The organism is Thermocoleostomius sinensis A174 (assembly GCF_026802175.1).
In the GTDB taxonomy this organism is placed as follows: Bacteria; Cyanobacteriota; Cyanobacteriia; order Elainellales; family Elainellaceae; genus Thermocoleostomius; species Thermocoleostomius sinensis.
The window spans coordinates 2,093,452-2,112,398 of sequence record NZ_CP113797.1; the positions used below are offsets into that span (position 1 = coordinate 2,093,452).

18 protein-coding genes are annotated in these 18,947 nt (G+C 47.4%); 6 read left to right on the plus strand and 12 right to left on the minus strand.

Annotated features, from left to right (window positions below; genetic code table 11):
* Position 1 precedes the first annotated feature (1 nt).
* The 5 genes from OXH18_RS09070 to OXH18_RS09090 form a co-directional block, all read right to left on the minus strand.
* Positions 2-1,483, minus strand: a complete 1,482-nt coding sequence (locus tag OXH18_RS09070; RefSeq protein WP_268612227.1) for a CoA-acylating methylmalonate-semialdehyde dehydrogenase — start codon at positions 1,481-1,483, stop codon at positions 2-4.
* A gap of 175 nt (positions 1,484-1,658) precedes the next feature.
* Positions 1,659-1,829, minus strand: a complete 171-nt coding sequence (locus OXH18_RS09075; RefSeq protein ID WP_268612228.1) for a chlorophyll a/b-binding protein — start codon at positions 1,827-1,829, stop codon at positions 1,659-1,661.
* Between the two features lie 88 nt (positions 1,830-1,917).
* Complete coding sequence (locus tag OXH18_RS09080) at positions 1,918-2,343, minus strand: hypothetical protein (protein WP_268612229.1); 426 nt, start codon at positions 2,341-2,343, stop codon at positions 1,918-1,920.
* 368 nt (positions 2,344-2,711) lie between these two features.
* Positions 2,712-2,966: a hypothetical protein gene (locus tag OXH18_RS09085; RefSeq protein ID WP_268612230.1), complete on the minus strand. Its 255-nt coding sequence runs from the start codon at positions 2,964-2,966 to the stop codon at positions 2,712-2,714.
* A gap of 182 nt (positions 2,967-3,148) precedes the next feature.
* Complete coding sequence (locus tag OXH18_RS09090; protein WP_268612232.1) at positions 3,149-4,321, minus strand: M20 family metallopeptidase; 1,173 nt, start codon at positions 4,319-4,321, stop codon at positions 3,149-3,151.
* Between the two features lie 209 nt (positions 4,322-4,530).
* On the opposite strand from OXH18_RS09090, the gene OXH18_RS09095 reads away from it, so the two are divergent.
* On the plus strand, positions 4,531-5,262 hold the full coding sequence (locus OXH18_RS09095) for a hypothetical protein (protein WP_268612234.1): 732 nt from the start codon (positions 4,531-4,533) through the stop codon (positions 5,260-5,262).
* 163 nt (positions 5,263-5,425) lie between these two features.
* Here OXH18_RS09095 and OXH18_RS09100 read toward each other — a convergent pair whose 3' ends face one another.
* Positions 5,426-5,770, minus strand: a complete 345-nt coding sequence (locus OXH18_RS09100) for a BON domain-containing protein (protein WP_268612235.1) — start codon at positions 5,768-5,770, stop codon at positions 5,426-5,428.
* Between the two features lie 255 nt (positions 5,771-6,025).
* Between OXH18_RS09100 and OXH18_RS09105 the strand changes: the two genes are divergently transcribed.
* Positions 6,026-7,666: a CTP synthase gene (locus OXH18_RS09105; protein ID WP_268612237.1), complete on the plus strand. Its 1,641-nt coding sequence runs from the start codon at positions 6,026-6,028 to the stop codon at positions 7,664-7,666.
* Between the two features lie 628 nt (positions 7,667-8,294).
* Here OXH18_RS09105 and OXH18_RS09110 read toward each other — a convergent pair.
* Positions 8,295-8,564 (minus strand): Mo-dependent nitrogenase C-terminal domain-containing protein, encoded by a 270-nt coding sequence (locus OXH18_RS09110; RefSeq protein WP_315874694.1) that lies wholly within the window; start codon positions 8,562-8,564, stop codon positions 8,295-8,297.
* 532 nt (positions 8,565-9,096) lie between these two features.
* Between OXH18_RS09110 and OXH18_RS09115 the strand changes: the two genes are divergently transcribed.
* On the plus strand, positions 9,097-9,630 hold the full coding sequence (locus OXH18_RS09115) for a hypothetical protein (RefSeq protein WP_268612241.1): 534 nt from the start codon (positions 9,097-9,099) through the stop codon (positions 9,628-9,630).
* A 234-nt stretch (positions 9,631-9,864) separates the two neighbouring features.
* Here the strand turns inward: OXH18_RS09115 and OXH18_RS09120 are convergent, their stop codons facing one another.
* Positions 9,865-10,224, minus strand: a complete 360-nt coding sequence (locus tag OXH18_RS09120) for a cupin domain-containing protein (protein WP_268612243.1) — start codon at positions 10,222-10,224, stop codon at positions 9,865-9,867.
* A gap of 208 nt (positions 10,225-10,432) precedes the next feature.
* Between OXH18_RS09120 and OXH18_RS09125 the strand changes: the two genes are divergently transcribed.
* A complete protein-coding gene (locus tag OXH18_RS09125) occupies positions 10,433-11,365 on the plus strand; it encodes a methylenetetrahydrofolate reductase (RefSeq protein WP_390904356.1) in 933 nt (310 codons plus the stop codon).
* Between the two features lie 294 nt (positions 11,366-11,659).
* On the opposite strand, the gene OXH18_RS09130 is transcribed toward OXH18_RS09125, so the two are convergent.
* Positions 11,660-12,202 carry a DUF6335 family protein gene (locus OXH18_RS09130; protein WP_268612245.1) on the minus strand — a complete coding sequence of 181 codons (543 nt, stop codon included), beginning with the start codon at positions 12,200-12,202 and terminating at the stop codon, positions 11,660-11,662.
* Positions 12,203-12,443: 241 nt separating this feature from the next.
* Between OXH18_RS09130 and OXH18_RS09135 the strand changes: the two genes are divergently transcribed.
* Positions 12,444-14,054 carry a cation:proton antiporter gene (locus OXH18_RS09135; protein ID WP_268612246.1) on the plus strand — a complete coding sequence of 537 codons (1,611 nt, stop codon included), beginning with the start codon at positions 12,444-12,446 and terminating at the stop codon, positions 14,052-14,054.
* 112 nt (positions 14,055-14,166) lie between these two features.
* On the opposite strand, the gene OXH18_RS09140 is transcribed toward OXH18_RS09135, so the two are convergent.
* The 3 genes from OXH18_RS09140 to OXH18_RS09150 all read right to left on the minus strand — a co-directional run bounded on the left by OXH18_RS09140 (position 14,167) and on the right by OXH18_RS09150 (position 17,272).
* Positions 14,167-14,877, minus strand: coding sequence for a potassium channel family protein (locus OXH18_RS09140; RefSeq protein ID WP_268612247.1), 711 nt, complete (start codon positions 14,875-14,877; stop codon positions 14,167-14,169).
* 108 nt (positions 14,878-14,985) lie between these two features.
* Positions 14,986-15,498, minus strand: coding sequence for a DUF4112 domain-containing protein (locus OXH18_RS09145; RefSeq protein WP_268612248.1), 513 nt, complete (start codon positions 15,496-15,498; stop codon positions 14,986-14,988).
* A 121-nt stretch (positions 15,499-15,619) separates the two neighbouring features.
* The gene (locus OXH18_RS09150; protein ID WP_268612250.1) at positions 15,620-17,272 is read right to left on the minus strand and encodes a calcium-binding protein; all 1,653 of its coding nucleotides are present in this window, start codon (positions 17,270-17,272) and stop codon (positions 15,620-15,622) included.
* A 322-nt stretch (positions 17,273-17,594) separates the two neighbouring features.
* Between OXH18_RS09150 and OXH18_RS09155 the strand changes: the two genes are divergently transcribed.
* Positions 17,595-18,893 carry a cytochrome P450 gene (locus tag OXH18_RS09155; protein WP_268612251.1) on the plus strand — a complete coding sequence of 433 codons (1,299 nt, stop codon included), beginning with the start codon at positions 17,595-17,597 and terminating at the stop codon, positions 18,891-18,893.
* Positions 18,894-18,947 lie beyond the last annotated feature (54 nt).

Genomic DNA, 18,947 nt, shown 5'->3' on the forward strand with positions numbered 1-18,947 from the left:
GCTAAAACTTGCGAGACCAATCTTCTCGATTCCACCGTTCTATGACCACTTTGGTTTGAGTGAAGAATTCGACAGCGTGTTGTCCTTGTCCATGTAAATCACCAAAGAAGCTATCTTTCCAACCACTAAACGGGAAGAAGGCCATTGGAGCCGCTACTCCGATATTGATCCCAATGTTACCAACTTCGGCTTCATAGCGAAATTTGCGGGCGGCTGCCCCACTGTTGGTAAACAAACAAGCCATATTGCCATACTGTCCGCTGTTAACGAACTCAATCGCTGCCTCGATTGTTTCTAGATGAATCAGCCCAAGTACTGGCCCAAAAATTTCGGTTTTCGCAATTTCACTGTCTGGCTGCACATTTTGCAAAATGGTAGGACGAATGAAATTACCACGTTCATAGCCAGCAATGCAGGGCGATCGACCGTCTACGAGAACGGTTGCTCCTTCCTTGGCTCCTTGAGCAATAATTTGTTCAATCCGCTGTCGGCTCTGAGGTGTGATCACGGGGCCCATTTGCACACCTGTCTCTAACCCGTACCCTACCACTCGATTTGCCGCTGCTTCAGCGATCGCCTCCGTATAGGTTTGTTTAGCCTCACCAACCGTAATAGCTAGGGAAGCCGCTAAACATCGCTGCCCAGCGCAGCCAAACGCACTATCGGCTGTGATACGAGTAGTCATCTCCATGTCTGCATCCGGAAGAATAATTACCGGATTTTTAGCCCCACCTTGGCACTGTACTCGTTTCCCGTTGGCTGCCGCACGGCTATAGATGTATCGGGCAACTGGGGTTGACCCAACGAAACTAATCGATCGAACAATGGGATGCTCCAGCAAGACATCAACGACTTCCTTAGCCCCATTGACCAAATTAATTACTCCTTTGGGAAAGTTAGCTTGAGCAAGCAGTTCAAACACCTGGTGCATCGTCAATGGCACTTTTTCGGAAGGTTTGATCACACACGTGTTTCCGCAAGCAAGCGCATAGGGCATAAACCAAAACGGGATCATGCCAGGAAAGTTAAAAGGGGCAATTACGGCTGTCACTCCCAGTGGCTGCCGGATCATCATTTCATCGATGCCAGTCGCAATATCTTCTAGGGTTGTTCCCTGCATCATCATAGGAATGCCGCAGGCCACTTCTACATTCTCGATCGCTCGGCGTAGTTCTCCTCTAGACTCGTCTAGCGTCTTGCCACATTCACGGGTAATAGTTTGTGCAAGGTCTTCTAAGTGTTCCTCTAAAAGCATCTTAAGGCGAAACAGCGGCTGAATACGCTGCGTAGGCGGCATCCTGCGCCAAGTTTGAAACGCAATCGCAGCAGACTGTACCGCTTGATTCACCTCAGCCGTCGCCGAGAGAGGCACCTGTGCCAAGACTTCGGCTGTGGCCGGATTAATAACATCCAGATGGTCACTTGCTTGGGAAACACACCATCGACCGTCAATATAGTTCTGTAATGGTTTGAGTTGAGTCATGAACCTAACAACTGGATTTTCAGTTTAAGCCTTAGTTCATTGTCTAACTCAATGCTCAAATCAGGGATAGAATTCCAAGGCTCTCGGTTCTGCGATCGAACCAACCAATCTTAGGTTCGCGACTCTATTATGGCAGGCTCGGTATTCTGCTAAGCACTGCGCAAATTATTGCGCTTTAGTAAAGTCCTAACCAAGATAGCAACCCTTGCCCGGTCACATACTCAATGATTAACGTAGCCACAAACCCAATCATGGCAGCACGGCCGTTTAATCGCTCTGCATAATCATTAAAACCAAACTTGGGTTCTTCAAACTTAGGCGTTACGGAAGGTTGAGGCTGCGTCATGGCAATAGATACAAATCTTTACAATACACCTATTGTAAACGGAGATCGACGATCGTCAAGTATCGGCTAGGCTTCAAGATACCATTTTTCAAACTTGGGTAAAGCGGGACTCTGACTTCAATAATGCTAGTTCAAAGTTTTGGGCCCACTGAATGAAATCGGACGAAACAACGGCATCTGCCTGAAGCAAAACCGCTAGATAGTTAGACGGTTGTCGCACGACGAGCACCTGACGATCTTCACCATGAATTATGGCATGGCAAAAACCTTCTAACTGCAAGGATGAAGCTAGCAAAGATTGAAGTCCCAATGCTTGAAAGCTAGCCTGTATCCAGTTACCGTTCACACTTTTGCTTGTAACAAAGTACTCTTTCGGTAGTCCATTGAGGTCAAAGGTGGCGACCCCAATCACCAAGTTGACATAAGTCAGGTTAAGCTGTTTCGCTTCCGAACAACTTGACGGAGATCTCGACCGAGAATGGATACTAACAACGCTAGAACGGACTTGTAGCATAGCAATAAAAAATAAAGAATCAGAATACAAAACTTGGCGCTAGTATTCGAGAAGGCTGTTTGGGCCTTGCTGAACGGATAGATGGGTCTGATCAGGTTGTTTCGTAAAACACCGTGACAGTCGGGAGCAAGGCTGGCAAATCACGCCTGAATTCAGTCATGCCAAGAGGTGGTTTGAAACACAGCAACAGTTAAGCAAGCTCTCATTTTTAGTCTAAAGAACTTGCCCAATTGCAGACCACCGTGCAACTGCTCCGCTTGGAATAAAAAGTTTGTGAATTTAATAAATCAAATGTGAAATTTAGGACGGACCTGTCAAATTCGTCATCTGTCTTTAGATAGAGTTAATATTCGAGGTTGCACTGCGCTTTAAAGTTCAGATGGGGTATCTGGTGCAATCTCAATGCCACCTACTTGCCGAACGACTTGCTGTTCTGTAATCAGATCGCTCAATTCAGTGACTTCAATACCAATTTGCTGACAGGCTTGGCGAAGTTCCTGCTGAAACGTTGCAACATCTTGACCATATCCACACAGATCAGCCGCAACCGTTGGACCTTGTGCTGCATTAGCCTTCGCGCAATCAACCAATTCAATGCCTTTAAGAGGTACAGAAGATGCCATAGTTCAACGTGATAGTTTCAACGTGATGGGATTGACGACCGATCGCAACTTGCTGGTTAGAGATAGAAACATCCAATTGAAAGTCAGTCTATTGCAAGCCAGTCAATTTTTAATACCCTATCAGATTGCAGAGTGGGGATGAATCTACCGCAGGTCAAGTCAACCCTGAAATGGGTAGGATGCTATTGCCAATATTTACAAGCTGCATAGGCCATTGTGACGACCCCTGTCAAGATAGACGCTTCATTGACGTGAAATTGAGGGTGGTGCAGCGGGTAATTGGGTTGATCTGGAAAGCCAACCCCCAAGCGAAACATGGTTCCAGGCGCATGATCGAGATATAAGGAGAAATCTTCTGCCCCCAGCGACGGTTCCAATAGAATTTGCACGCGATCGCTTCCCCAGGCTTCTTCGGCCGCCGCTTCCACAATTTGGGTCAGGGCCGCATCGTTTTGCACGGACGGGACACCGCGCCGATAGTTCAAGTGATATTTAGCGCCGTAGGATTGGCACACGTTAGCGACAATATTTTCAATCCAGTTGGGCAGTGCTGCACTGGTTTCAGGATGCAACGATCGCACCGTTCCTGACAAGCGCACCTGATCAGCAATGACATTGGGGGCACGTCCACCATGAATTTGCCCAATGGTTAAGACAACGGGACGCAACGGATTTTGGGTGCGACTGATGGCTTGCTGGACCATTGTGATCACCTGTGAGGCAATCCAGATGGCATCGATCGCCTCGTGAGGACGAGCACCGTGTCCTGATTCGCCCTGAATAATAATCTCTAAATCATCGGCGGCAGCGGTTAACGCTCCATAGCGAATCCCTACCGAACCACCTGGAATGCTAGGAAACACATGCACTCCAAAAATGGCATCAACTCCTTCCATCACGCCATCTTGAATCATCCAATTCGCTCCTTGCGCTGTTTCCTCGGCTGGTTGAAACAAGAAGCGAATTTTTCCTGGCAACGGTTCACCCAATTGCGACAGCACCATCGCCGTTCCTAACCCCACCGTTGTGTGCACATCATGACCACAAGCGTGCATAATACCAGGCTGGTGCGAAGCATAGTCTAAATTACTACGTTCTTGAATGGGCAGGGCATCCATGTCAGTACGGATGGCCAATAAGCGCTTATCATCTCCTAACCCTGGCAGTTCGCCTACCACGCCTGTTTTACCGACCAACTCTTGCACATGGAGACCGCAAGATGATAAGACCCCAGCAACATAGGCAGCCGTTTGATATTCCTGTCCGCTCAATTCGGGATGACTGTGGAGATGGCGGCGAATTTCAATTAATCGAGGCGCAAGATTGACTGCAATATCTTTTATCCGACTTAGCATTAGAAAAAATTAAGAGACTCTTAACTCATCATAGTTTCCCAAGTTTGTCTGCTTTCGTTGGATCTGGCTCTGATATGATGCGAATTATACACAGTACTGAAATTTTTACTGAAATTTCAAGAAGTTTTAATCAATTTTTACCATCTGGAAACAAATTGTCTGTACGACGCTTCACAAGATTGAAGGAGGGAGCAAGGGAGGGGCAGGATATGAAATTAGGTTATGTAATTGGCAGTTTTGTGGTTTTGGTGGTCGGCGTTGGCTGGCGGCTGGGGATTGGGCGTGAGGACGCCCCCATGCATACGGTGCAAATGCGTGCTCCTGATGAGGCGATCGTCCAAAACAAAATGGAGTTAAACGCTAGCTTGATTGAGCTTGCATCGGTAGAGTCTGGTTCTGAACCGATCGCGTCTTCCTCGGTTCATGCTTCTATTAGCGAGCCGCTTGAACCAGCACCCTCTGCTAGCACTCCTCAAGTTGAAGTATCTACGACGATTGCTGAGTTCGACTCACTATCATATTGTGACCAGATGGATGCTCTCGATCGGGCGGGCAAGTCAGTTAGCGAATTTGTTCTGAACAGCGGGCTGTTTTCTCAATATGATCAGGCACAGCAATCTGAGTGTCCGTGGCACCGATCGCAACTTGATTTAGCCTATCAAATTCTTTATCCGCCCTTAATTGCCGCAGCTTCAACCACAGATACTAGCGGATCTGGGGATAGCGTTGAGGTGAATCGTAGTAACGATAAGACCATCGCCTATGAAGACGGGTATAACAACCAAGCTGAATTTAACGCTCAGCTACCATTGATGCCGCCTCGGTATCGTCTATCTAGAAGACAGTGGTGGAGATATCAGCAAAGACGGGCCAACCAATGGCGTCAGTCAACTTGGAGGACCTCGGACAGTTGGCCACCTGGGGAAACCGCGCAACCCTAGATTAGGGGATGGTCAGCAGCATCCCCATCATCCGCCATACTTGGCAGAACATAATTGCCATAAAAATACGGGCACGATCGGCGCGCCCGTATGAGACAAAGTCCCAGAATATTTCAGGTAAACCAACGTCATTCAGTCTATTCAAACTAGTCAAATTCCAGCATTAACCAACCGTGACTTGGCTAGCATCTACCTCAGTGGCTCCTTTCACGCCTTTGGCAATCGAGGTTGCTTTGTTTAAGTAATCTTGACTAGGCACTTTTCCCTTCAGCACGACCTTGCTACCCAGTTGAGCAACCCAAAGTGTACCGACATCATCTAACTGTGGATCTTGGTCAAAAGCCAAAGCCACGCGCTTGGCTAATCCACTTTCGTCAAACTCGCCATCTAAACCAACTTTCTCGGGAGGAATAGTCGCTCCGCCGGATGGTTTGGCAGCAGGGGCAGATGCCGCAGGAGCATTTTGCTTCTTCTTGCTACCGGGAAAGAGTCTATCTAACCAACCCATGGGTATACCTCGTCAAAATAAACTAATGCATCACCCTGATCAAACCCTGATTCATCGAACGATGAACCAATTGAGGTCAATTAAATCAGGAGGGGCAATTGGAACACTCCTCATTATATCGATCGTCCTTCACTCTTAAAACGCCCTTTAAATAACAGAGCGGTTGCCTTGATTTCCCCTTCTTCCCCTCGTCCGAAATGCTGAACCCTATGCCAGAATGAATTGGGTTGAGTGGCAGTGGTATCAGCAATCCCTATGACTAAGTTTGTATTTGTGACCGGTGGCGTCGTCTCCAGTATTGGCAAAGGCATTGTTGCAGCAAGTCTGGGGCGCTTACTCAAGTCACGTGACTATTCTGTTTCTATTCTCAAGCTTGATCCCTACATTAATGTTGACCCAGGAACGATGAGTCCGTTTCAGCATGGTGAGGTGTTTGTAACGCGGGATGGAGCTGAAACCGATCTAGACTTGGGACACTACGAACGCTTCACTGATACATCCATGTCCCGCCTTAATAGTGTTACAACTGGCTCGATCTATCAGGCGGTGCTAAACAAAGAACGTCGAGGAGATTATAACGGTGGAACCGTGCAAGTCATTCCTCACATTACCAACGAAATCAAAGATCGGATTCATCGTGTTGCCAAAGATACTAATGCTGATGTCGTTATTACTGAAATTGGAGGAACCGTTGGCGATATTGAATCTTTACCTTTTTTAGAAGCGATTCGTCAATTTCGCAAAGACGTAGGACGAAAAAATGTGCTGTATATGCATGTGACGTTGATCCCCTGGATTCCAGCCGCAGGAGAAATGAAGACTAAACCGACGCAACACTCGGTGAAAGAACTCCGATCGATCGGAATTCAGCCGGATATTTTGGTTTGTCGCAGCGATCGGCCGTTGCCGCCAGGCTTGAAGGAGAAAATGTCGGAGTTTTGCGATGTGCCAGTGGAATGTGTCGTGACGTCTCAAGATGCTAGTAGCATCTACGAAGTGCCATTGAATTTGGAGCGGGAAGGCCTAGCGAATCAGGCGTTAGAAATCCTGCAACTCGATCAACGCCAACCTGATCTGAGTCATTGGAAAACCTTAGTCGATCGCCTGCATCAACCCAAACAAGCGATCGAGATTGCTATTGTGGGTAAGTATGTCCGTTTAACAGATGCATACCTATCGGTGGTAGAGGCTCTACGCCATGCCGCGTTGGAAAATGGCGGTGATCTAAATCTCCGTTGGATTAACTCCGAAGATGTCACCGTGCAAACTGCCGATCGCTACCTAGCTGATGTGCAGGGTATTGTCGTTCCGGGGGGGTTTGGACCACGCGGCATTGATGGCAAAATTGCAGCTATTCAGTATGCTCGCGAACGTCGAATTCCATTCTTAGGCTTATGCTTAGGAATGCAATGCTCGGTAATTGAATGGGCCCGCAATGTAGCCAAACTAGATGGAGCGAACAGTGCTGAATTCGACCCTACGTGTTCTAATCCAGTAATCAACCTGCTGCCAGAACAACAAGACGTGGTTGATTTAGGTGGCACCATGCGGCTAGGACTGTATGCCTGTCGGTTAGCTCCTAATACTTTAGCTGAGAGGTTATACCAAGAAGAAGTGGTATACGAACGCCATCGCCATCGCTATGAATTCAACAACGCCTACCGCACGCTGTTTCTGGAAACGGGCTACGTCATCAGCGGCACTTCTCCGGATGGACGGTTAGTGGAAATGATTGAACTACCCAATCATCCCTTCTTTATCGCTAGCCAATTCCATCCAGAGTTTCAGTCTCGACCCAGCCATCCCCATCCCCTGTTTCAAGGATTGGTACAAGCGGCGATCGCTCTGATGAGTCCAGTAGTACAGCCTTCTGAACCGTCCCTAGAATTAAACTAAGATTAAACTAGATAGACCACCTAACCAGGTGAGCTTCAGAGGCTAACGAGGTTGCAGCTAATCGCATCAATGTTGCGATCAATTTCTATCAGGATAAAAAACGATAAAATCGATCGACATACTACATGATCTTTACTGCATTCTGCTGATACCTCGGTCCTCTTACAAGGTATTCTTGTCAATCTTCATCTACCCTTTATAGAAATTTTAAGAAGTTTGAATGAATGGGCGCAAGGCATTGCTCTGCTGCCACCTCCGCAGTATTCTCATGATCAATTTCAGCAACCATCAATCCATCAACCATTGGTGATCAAGGGTGTCAATCTACGCATGAAGGAGGTCTATGCAAACGTTGGAATGATTAGGAGTCGGGCAAGGGCGATCGAAACCGCCCCTCTTAACGTCCTCACCATAGCCCTGAGCTAAAACACTGTGCCGTGCGATGGAACAGGCAAGTTTAGTCGCTGCTCTTTGCATCTAGCTTGTAGCTAGCATCGATGAGTTCAGACCACAGGGTTCTGTGTTTCTCATTACATTCCATATCGTTACTATTTATCGGTTTACATTTATTCGCTAGATCATTTATTAATCGGGGCTGCTGCCTCATTGCGGTTCTATCAGCAGGTAGCTAGCAGTAGCCACGAACATCTTCGCCACATTCATCCGCTAAGAAACAGAGGGCACGAAATCGTAGTCCTACAACCTCTTCGTAGAGGGGGTTGAGTTTGCATAGCGGTGGGATGTGGGCAATCTTACGACCGAATAGGTAAATATCTCGCTCGAATGGACACTGTATCGGAATCATGCGACATATTGCGTGAGCGATCGGAGTGCTGCGGATTTGTATGCCATTAATCCAATATCGTAGCGGGTATAGCCAGTCGATCGATTGGAGCATTGCAATCGCAGAACTGAGAAAGTGATGGGTGGTTGTAATGGAGCCAAACATAATGCTGTGTGTCTTTGTGCTAACTGTCTACTATTAGCTTAGTCATAAAAAGGGTAAATGCAAATAGAGCAAAAATATAACTTTCATTTATAATCCATAATCTTCGCTTAAGTGTCTCTGCTTGAGTCTATACTTCCCATTCAGTGGAACCTTGTTGCGCAGCGTTCAGTAGTTTCACGGCTTTGTCCTTTAACTATTAGCTTCTATAATTCACTAGCATTCAACTTCTTATAGAAGATTGATTGTTTGCTCGTTCGCGAATGCGATTATCAACTGGTTGACGTTATGATTCCATTGGCATGAGTGCTCAATAGAAATAATTCAGTGTTTTTTATTTGTCAAGAATAGCTTCGTTCAAAAAGTAAGTATCGACTCAATTCCTTTGAAAATGGGGGTTTTGCCCCTCTGGTCAACACGTCAAATCACAAAATATGATTCAATTTGGCGAGGAATATTCGGTGGCAAAATAACGAGGAAAATAATGACTTGGCTCTACACAATACTTAGTTTAGTGGGTTTGTTTCTTGCCTATAGAGTGTTATGTGCCGTCCTAGATTTTTACATTGCTGCAACGAACCAAACGAAACGGGGAATGTCGGTTCTATTAGAGACGATCGGCGGTAATCTCATAATTTTTCTTGGGTTCTTGGCATTTCTCTGTGTCTACTTGACCCAGCCTCCAATCAAGTTTGATGTCTGGGAGTCAGCCGGATGGCGGACAGAGGTGATTGAATCTACCAATATAGATGGAATTTTGACGGGAATTAGTCAGCGATATCGGGATCAACGTGCTTCGGCAACTTACCTGTGGAACAATGCCAAAGCGTTGTCTCGTCAAGCCCAGAGATTATCTCGTAGCAGCCAGGGTAGTGCCTGTTCTAGTATGACCTCCGACTCTAAAGACCTGGTGCTTCAGTTTTGTGTACAGGGAGATGCTTCCCGCTTTGAAGTGACCTATCCAAAGCCTGCTGCCCCTGCTTTGGCACAAGTTTCGCAAGAGAAAACGTCGCAATAGCAGGTGAGTAACCCCTGCAAGCTATTTCAGTTGAACTTGCTGCTCAAACTGAATCAACGCTAACACGCGATAGTATGGTTCTAACGCGACAGAGCCGTATTGTTCAGTTGCAACGTTGCAGCTACGGCAATAGATAGAACTGCCGGGAGCGTTTCTTGAATTTGCTTCCTATAACCTGACAGTGTTAATTGTCCTCATTGATTGTCCTCACATTGCCATCTGCTGCCCCGGATGTCACAAATTTGATGTTTGTCGAGGTGGGGTTCGCAGCCCAAAATAGGTTAGCACTAACTCATTATTTCCCTGATTTATCACCTCGTGCATCTCTCCCGGTTCTACTACAATACAAACGCCAGCTTCTAGAGCATAGGATTGCTCATTGACGTTCATGACGCCTGTCCCCGCTTCAACGAAAAACACTTCGCACATATCGGTATGAGTATGGGCTGCTGCCACTTGACCGGGGGCAAACCGAGCTTGAGAAAAATTGGTTAAATGGGGCAGTTCTCCCAAACGTAGCATCACCTTCTTTTGAATTTCGGGATTGTGGGAAACGGGTTCTTCAGGAATCTGACTTAGGGTAACGTATTTCACACTCACTCCTTGTGGTTCGCTTTAGTTGACTTGAGATCCGCTTCATGCATGATGCTACTGATTGCAAACTGAGTCATACTGACAATGATCCCTGATCAATCGGCAATGAGGCAGTTCTGATCGAATAGTCCGATCGGCAATGCAAACATTGATGGTACTCAGTCTTTTAGTTGCAGCGTCTCGATTCAACCTCTGTTCAATTTAGCGTATGTTCGATTCACACCAGCAGCCCCCCACCTTATCTTCATCTCCACGGCGACTTCGCCAAGCCTGTACGGCTGGTGAGTTTTTAGTGACAGCAGAAGTGATGCCACCCAAGGGAGGGAACCCGGCTCATATGGTAAGCATGGCCAAGCAACTAAGAGGACGGGTGCATGCCATCAATGTTACAGATGGTAGCCGTGCGGTATTGCGTATGTCATCGCTTGCAGCTTCAACGGTATTACTTCAGCACGGACTAGAGCCAATTTGTCAGATGGCTTGTCGCGATCGCAACGTCATTGGACTTCAGGCAGATTTAATGGGTGCCCAAGCCTTAGGCATTCGTAATATTTTGGCGTTAACAGGCGATCCGGTCAAGGCTGGAGATCATCCCTCTGCTCGTAGCGTGTTTGAACTAGAATCGGTACGGTTGCTGAAGTTAATTGCTAAGCTGAACCAAGGGCTTGATTTCAACGATAAGCCCTTAACGGATGGAGCCACTGAATTATTTGTTGGAGCGGCGATCGATCCACAGTCTCAAAGTTGGTCTGGGTTACAGCGTCGCTTTGAACGAAAATTGGCAGCAGGAGCACAATTCTTTCAAAGCCAATTGATCAGCGATTTTGATCGACTAGAAAAATTCATGAATCAAATTGCCGCAGGGTGTCAACGGCCGATTTTGGCAGGAATTTTTTTGCTGAAATCTGCCAAAAACGCAAATTTTATCAATCGCAATGTTCCGGGTGTTTTTATTCCTCAATCCATCATCGATCGGCTGGAACAAGCCGCTGATCCTTTGGATGAAGGAATTACGATCGCTGCTGAGCAAGTTCGCATGGCCAAGCAATTGTGTCAGGGAGTTCATATCATGGCTGTCCGCCGTGAAGACTTGATTCCCGAAATTTTGAATCGGGCTGGAATTTCAGCAATTGGGGAGTAGGAATTGGCAATCGGGGAGATAAAAGGAAAAGAGACAAAGAGGTAATCGGCAAAATAACGTTCTCCCTCTTTTCCTGTTTTCACCCACTCATCTGCCCTTGATGCCCCCTTTCTATCTCGTCTACCCCACCTCTGTGGGTTTTATGTGGGGTTTCGCCCCTCTTGTATTTTCCGCTGGAGGTTGTCATGATCGGCTCAGTGACGATTTTCAGGAACTCCAAGCCCTCAAATCAGACCGGTTGGGGGCTTTTTTGCGTCTTTCAATCTACTAGCGATCGGTTCTTGCTGCTCTTTATTATTCTTGGTGCTGTTCATAATCTTCAGCGGATTCAGGATTCAGTTCCCAACGCCGATCGTCTCGTTCCTCTAGCAAGTCATTGATCCTAACATCGGTACGATCATCAAGTTCCACACCAGCGGCGGCAGCTAAGTTTTCAACAATGTCTTGATCAGGTGTTGCGGCTGTTCCCCCGACAGCTTCATCTCCAACCGCACTAGCTTCTTCATAGTTAGCATCGATGTCGCCTCCTGTCAGGACTGAATCACTATCATCCGCAAAAGGAGCATTACTGTGTCGAGAATACCGTCCGGCTCGATCGGTAGGTTTTCCTTGCACTCCTGTGCCATAGGAGATATTGGAGGCTTGAGAGCGATCGTCAACGTTTTTGTCGTCTTCTGGTTCCTCAAAAGCACTACCAGCCTCCACTTCAGCGCTGTTAACTAGCTCGTCTACGGCAACTGTGCCAAGAATGTCTTGCTCAAGATTGGTTGATTGGTTGGTTGTACGTTGAGCGCCTTCAGTTGATTGATTTTTTGATGAACGGTTTTTGCTGTCCATAAAGACTCTCCCCTACTATAGAGATGTATAGTGATAGCCATCCGCTTCACTGTGCTATATCTGCAAAGTAGCTAACTTGACGACAAAACCGAATCATCACATAGGTAGACCTTCGGTAACTCAGCCATCAGGGGCCCCTGTATGGCAAAAGCAGAACTCATACTGGGAGTTGACAAGTTTTAATATTTAGTGACAACAAGCTAAAAAGATTCTACCTGTCCGCTTACATTATTCACTGCTCATGCGTTGTCAGTTTACACAGTGGGTTTTAGCACAAAGTAGTCTAGAGATTCAGGTTGCTGGAGATTTATCAGGTCTTGCGACAATTCTAATCATCTTGTTACTGGTTGCGACAGCCGTCGCTTTAATTACTCAAAAACTCCGTATTCCCTATGTCACAGGGTTAGTTCTAGCAGGATTGCCCATCAATGAAGTTTTGTCTCGTCGCATTGGTTTAGATCCTGACCTTGTTCTCAATCTTTTCCTTCCTATTCTTATTTTTGAAGCTGCGATCAACACAGACATCAGCCGTTTACGCAGTACGTTTAAACCGCTCGCCCTTCTCGCAGGGCCGGGGGCTATCCTTTCTTCTGCAACCATTGCGGTTCTGCTGAAATTTGGATTAGGGCTAGCTTGGATACCCGCATTGCTGATGGGGGTTATTCTAGCCAATACAGATACTGTCTCTATGATTGCGGTCTTTAAAGACATTCGTGTGCCTTCTAGACTTTCCACAATTGTGGAAGGAGAGACCCTATTCAATGATGCGGCTGCTCTAGTGTCATTTAACCTAATCCTAGCGGTGTATGAAACAGGTTCACTAACGTTCCTAGAAGGAGTTCAAGAACTACTGCTGGTTGCTTTGGGCGGTAGTTTAGTCGGTTTAGTCATTGGTTACTTGAGCCTACCGATATTTGTTCGTTTAGATAATCCTCTCAGTAGTCTTCTATTAACTGTTGCCATTTCTCTCGGAACTTTTCAAGTTGGGCAGTTTTTAGGAGTATCTGGCGCAGTAGCAGTTGTTATCGCTGGATTAATTTTTGGCAACCTTGGGCTGTCTCGCAGCACCTCTGCGTCCGATCGTATAACTTTATTGAGCTTCTGGGAATATGCGAGTTTTGCAGTTAATACATTCATTTTCCTGCTGATTGGTATTGAGATTAACCCGACGATCGTGTGGAGACTCTTGCCAGCAATTTTGTTAGTGATTTTTGCCTATCAAGTGGGACGAATTCTTTCGGTCTATCTGCTACTATCGGGGGTGCGCTGGTTCGATCGCCCTATTCCTCTCCGCTGGCAACACGTTCTGTTTTTGGGCAACATCAAAGGCTCGCTGTCAATGGCGTTGGCACTCAGTATTCCCCTAACTCTGTCAGGGCGGGGAGAAATTATTACGCTTGTCTTTGGAGCAGTCTTATTTTCTCTAGTTGGGCAAGGATTACTCTTGCCGTGGCTGATCAAGCGGTTAAATCTTTCTAAGGTTTCAGATGTCAAACAAAAAGCTGAAACCTTGCAAATTCAGCTAATTGCCTCTAAGGCTGCTCAGGACGAATTAGATAGCTTGTTGAAATCTGGCGTTTTATCAAAGACGATCTATGAAGAAATGTGGGCTGCTTATCAAACAAGGGTAGCAGCGTCTGAAAAGATTCTGCGTGACCTATATAACCAAAGCTCTGGACGATCGGCCACTGAGTCTGGCAATCGATCATTAGATGCCATTCGTCGTCGCTTATTGCTTGCTGAGAAGGGAGCAGTAAATGAGGCACTACGCAAACGCATTATTTCAGAGGACTTAGTGCAAACTTACATAAAAGGACTCAACGAACAGCTTTTAAAGCTGGAAGATGATTAATGACAGCTTTGAGTTAATCATCGCGAGTAGCTGAATCACTTTTTAAAAACGCTATTGATCTAATTATTCTTCCAATCGTTCTTGGCAAAGTAGAGTTTCGAGTCATTACAAACTACTGGTGAATAATGCCGGTACTCTGAGCCTCATCTCTACAAACCTGTATGAAATCAATGACTTGGTGCAATGTCTCTGGTTTGGTAACAACAAGCACTGTTGAAGCAGGTTCAAGTACCGTATTGCCATTGGGAATCGTTAAATCCATGTGTGGATGAGGTTGATAGCCAATGATCAATGAACTAGGAGGGAATCGAGGGTCTTGTGCCACATCTGAAAGCTTGCGGCCTACGACATTGCAACGATCTGAGATTGAAAGTTTGAGAACTTCAATCTGACCTTGCTCAAAGTGCATCATTGATTCCACTTGCGGATATTCAATTGCATTCACCATCGTAGATACTGCTAGATCAACGGTACTGATAATGTGATGTGCTCCTGCCAAGCATAAGGGGTTCGCAAAATCACGATGGCGCATCCGAGAAATAATATGGGGAACTTCAAAATGCTTTGCCAGCGTTACTAATGCCAAATTAATCGCATCTTCTCGCAGAACCGCTGCAACTGAATCAGCCTTGCGAATACCTGCTTCTATTAATACATCTGTGTCCACAGCACTTCCCTCAAATGCCATCACTCCCAAGCGTTGACGCACATGATGACAAGCTGCCGGATCAATATCAACAATGGCTACTGTGTGTCCCAACTCCAGTAAACTTTGTGCCAAGCTGAGTCCAACTAATCCTGCACCGCCGATCAGTACATACATCGTCTTCTCCTTTTACGCTTCAGTGACTACAAACACTGCCTTACAGGCTCAGCAAGCCTGAGGTTTATAGTCTACAGTATCTATGAATTGGTAACGTTAACTGGAGGATTATTGTGCTATGGTACCCAGCATTTGCAGCAGCCAGCGCAGCACCAGCACTGAAATCGTTAGACACGCTGCAAATACTAAAAACAAGCCAATCAACAGCAATACGGCAAACCAACGGTTTTGAGGACGAGTCGATCGCTCAATCTCTAAATACTTTTCCAGCAGCACAATATTTCGCACATTCGACTTCCACGTAACGTCGAAAATATCGCCAACAACCGGCACAATTCCCGCCACAGTTTCCAGCAAAATGTTAAACGCCATTTGACCCAGTAAGGTCTTAGACGCTCCCATACGGGCTGCCTCTAGCACAATAGCAGAGGAGAAAATCATTCCTACTGTGTCACCACCACCGGGAATCAGTCCAATAATTGGATCAAGCCCAAACCGAATGCGTGTGCCTGGAATGCCGATGGCGTTATCTAGAATTTGGCTGAGGCGGCGCAACCGTTGAAATCGCACAACTCGAGAATCAGCAGGCACAGCAGATGGACGGGGTGAGGAAGGCGGCATAGCGATTGAACCAATGTTGACCTTGGGTGCATTTGTTCTTTGGTTCTACCGCACCTTCCCTTTTTTCTCAACTGCTTTCTCAACTGTGTCACTCCTGATTGTTGAAATGATTGTTGAAAAACTAAGCTCTGATTGTAAAATCTGTAGCGATCAGAGTGGGGGCACCTGTTAATCGGGCAAAGAGATCGCCACTGCCTAAACCTGCTTGCTTGCCATTTGCGTTATAGAACAATTTACCATTATCGGCGTTGTAGACAATCAATGCCCTGCTTCTCGCAGCATCTCGATCGCGTTCTATGATGGCAAATTTTTGAGTTCTGATGAATTGCCGTGTCGAGATTTTGCTCAGGGCCGTAAACGTCGTGCGATCGAGTTCAATTGTGTCTTGCCCCGACTGGAACTGCCGAATGATATCGAGTCCAAATGCTGGCTGTGAAAAGGGAGCTTCCGCCGTACACAAAAATACATCTTTGCCCTTGCCGCCGATCAGCACATCACTACCCAGACTGCCCACCAGCGTATCATTGCCGTTACCACCGATCAGCGTATCATTGCCTGCGCCGCCGTTGATGGCATCATTGCCTGCGCCACCCTCTGCGCGATCGTTACCTGCTTCACCAAACAGGTGATCCTTGCCTGTACCACCACTAAGGCGATCATTGCCTTCATTGGCAAACAGGCGATCGTCCCCATTTCCACCAACCAACTGATCATTACCGAATTCGCTGAACAATTGGTCGTTACCTGTTCCGCCGAGCAGGGTATCATCGCCTAGTCCACCGTAGAGAAAATCATCCCCCTCCTCCCCATCCATTCGGTCTGCTTCAGCACCGCCGTGCAGCGCGTCATTGCCATCACCGCCAAATAGATAATCACTGCCAGCCTCACCAAATACTTGATCTGCGCCGTCCTCTCCATGGAGAGCATCATTGCCATCCCCGCCGTGCAGGGCATCGTTGCCTGCATCACCAAGAAGGACATCATCTCCCGTTTCACCATAGAGTTTGTCCATTCCCGCGCCGCCATACAGCGAATCTATTCCCGCGCTGCCATACAGTTCGTCGTTTCCCTCCTCCCCCGACAGGATATCATCGCCGTTCTCGCCATACAGCCGATCGTTGCCGTCTCCACCATTGGCAATGTCATTTCCCTCACCTGTGAAAAGCTCGTCTTGTCCGGCTCCTCCATCCAGTGTGTCATCCCCCGTATTACCATTCAGTCGATCGTCCCCTGCACCGCCCAGAAGCACATCATTGCCATTGCTACCCGACAGGACATCATTGCCCCATTCACCAACTAGCGTATCGTTGTCAATACCACCATCGAGGGTATCGTTGCCTGCACCACCCAACAGCGCATCATTGCCTGCCTCCCCAAACAGCGTATCGTTCTCGTCGTCACCACTCAGGGTATCGTTGCCCTCAGCCCCATACAACTCGTCTGCTCCCAGTCCACCCACCAGACTGTCGTTACCCGCATTGCCATATAGTTTGTCGTTGCCCTCCCCACCCTCTAACGTGTCATTGCCCTCCCCGCCATAGAGTAAATCGTCGCCTGCTAGTCCCAATAGGCGATCGTTGTTACCCTCTCCAGAAATCGCGTCAGGTCCGGGTGTACCGATTAGGGTTTCGGCCAAGGGGGTACCGTTGATAGCGAGCATAAATTCGGCCTTTGAAGCGAAGTAGGGAACAGATTGAATGCAATGAAACGTGGCGATCGCAAATCCTGATTTGGGGAGCTTGATTCGGTAAGCGTTGAGGCTACTTGTTTGCAACTATGCTGATCCTAGCGATCGCGGTTTCTGGTTTTGTGAGGAAATCAAGAGGTTTGAGGCTGGACGTGTGAAGAGTTTGTGTGTGAAGTATGGGGAGTGGAGAGGGGGGAGTCGGGAATAGGGAGTTGGGAATAGGGAGTCGGGAGTGGTAAGTAGGCAGATGTAGAAGAAAAATAAAGTGCAATGCTTTGGGTCTTTAGTCTTGGATATGTGAGTCTTTCTCGAATTCTCACATTCCTGCCTGACTACAATGAAGAGACGATCGCCGCGAAGGAGAGCAGTGATGAGGCTAGACGGTCCCCAGACGCCCCGCGTTCTCAGAATGATGAAGTTGATCGCTCGTCCATTGGAGTACTTAGAAGACTATGGCCAACGCTACGGTGACATGTTTCGAGTGGGAAACAGCCGACCACCTGTGGTATACGTGAGCAACCCGAAAGCCATTCAGGAAATTTTTGCAACGAGTCCTGATTGCTTTCAAACTGGCGGCGGCGGTAAAGTGCTCCAGCTTTTGTTGGGGGAACAGTCGGTGGTGTTACTAGATGGCGATCGCCATCAGCGACAGCGCAAACTATTGATGCCACCGTTTCATGGCGATCGACTGCGGGCCTATAGTCAACTGATCTGTGATACAACCCAACACGTGACAACGGCTCAGTGGCAGACTGGAAAACCGTTTCGTGTGCGTTTGACGATGCAAGAGATCACGCTGCGCGTGATTTTAAAGGCGGTATTTGGCATCAGTGAGGGTGAGCGTTATGACCAACTGCGAGTCCTGTTAAGTTCATTGCTCGATTCGATCGGCTCTCCCTTAAGCGCCAGTCTGATCTTCTTTGGAGCACTTCAGCAAGATTGGGGAGCCTGGAGTCCGTGGGGACGGTTTCTGCGGCTGAAACAACGGGTCGATCGCCTTCTTTTAGATGAAATTCACGATCGGCAAACCAGTCAGGTAGTGGGTGATGATATCTTGTCGCTGCTGCTGTCAGCCCGTGATGAAGCCGGACAACCGATGACTGACCTGGAACTGCGCGATGAATTGGTAACGCTATTACTGGCTGGACATGAAACCACAGCTTCTGCTCTAAGCTGGGCGCTCTATTGGGTACACTATCTGCCAGAAATTCAGGAGAAACTGCGATCGGAATTGGCGAACCTGGGGCCTCAGCCTCAACCCAGCGCCCTTGCCCGTTTGCCCTATCTCACTGCTGTTTGCCAAGAAACGCTGCGGATTTACCCAGTCACATTGACCACCGGAGTTCGGGTTTTAAAAGCACCAATGGCTATATTGAACTATAACATTGAAGCAGGCACTGTGCTGTTTCCCTGTACGTATCTGCTGCACCATCGCGACGATCTCTATCCTGATTCCAAACAATTTCAGCCAGAACGATTTCTAGAGCGATCGTTTGCAGCGCACGAATTTATTCCCTTTGGCGGGGGGCATCGCTATTGCATTGGGGCAGCCATGGCCATGCTGGAGATGAAGCTAGTGTTGGCTACGGTGCTTTTAAACTGGCAACTATCGTTGGTAAATCCGCGATCGATTCGACCAGTGCGACGGGGGCTGACGGTGGCTCCACCTGCGAATTTGCAACTAATAGCAATATCTAGCTTGCATTGATAGCTTGACGTATAGCCTGCGATACAACTTTATTGTTTACTTAAACTTTATTGT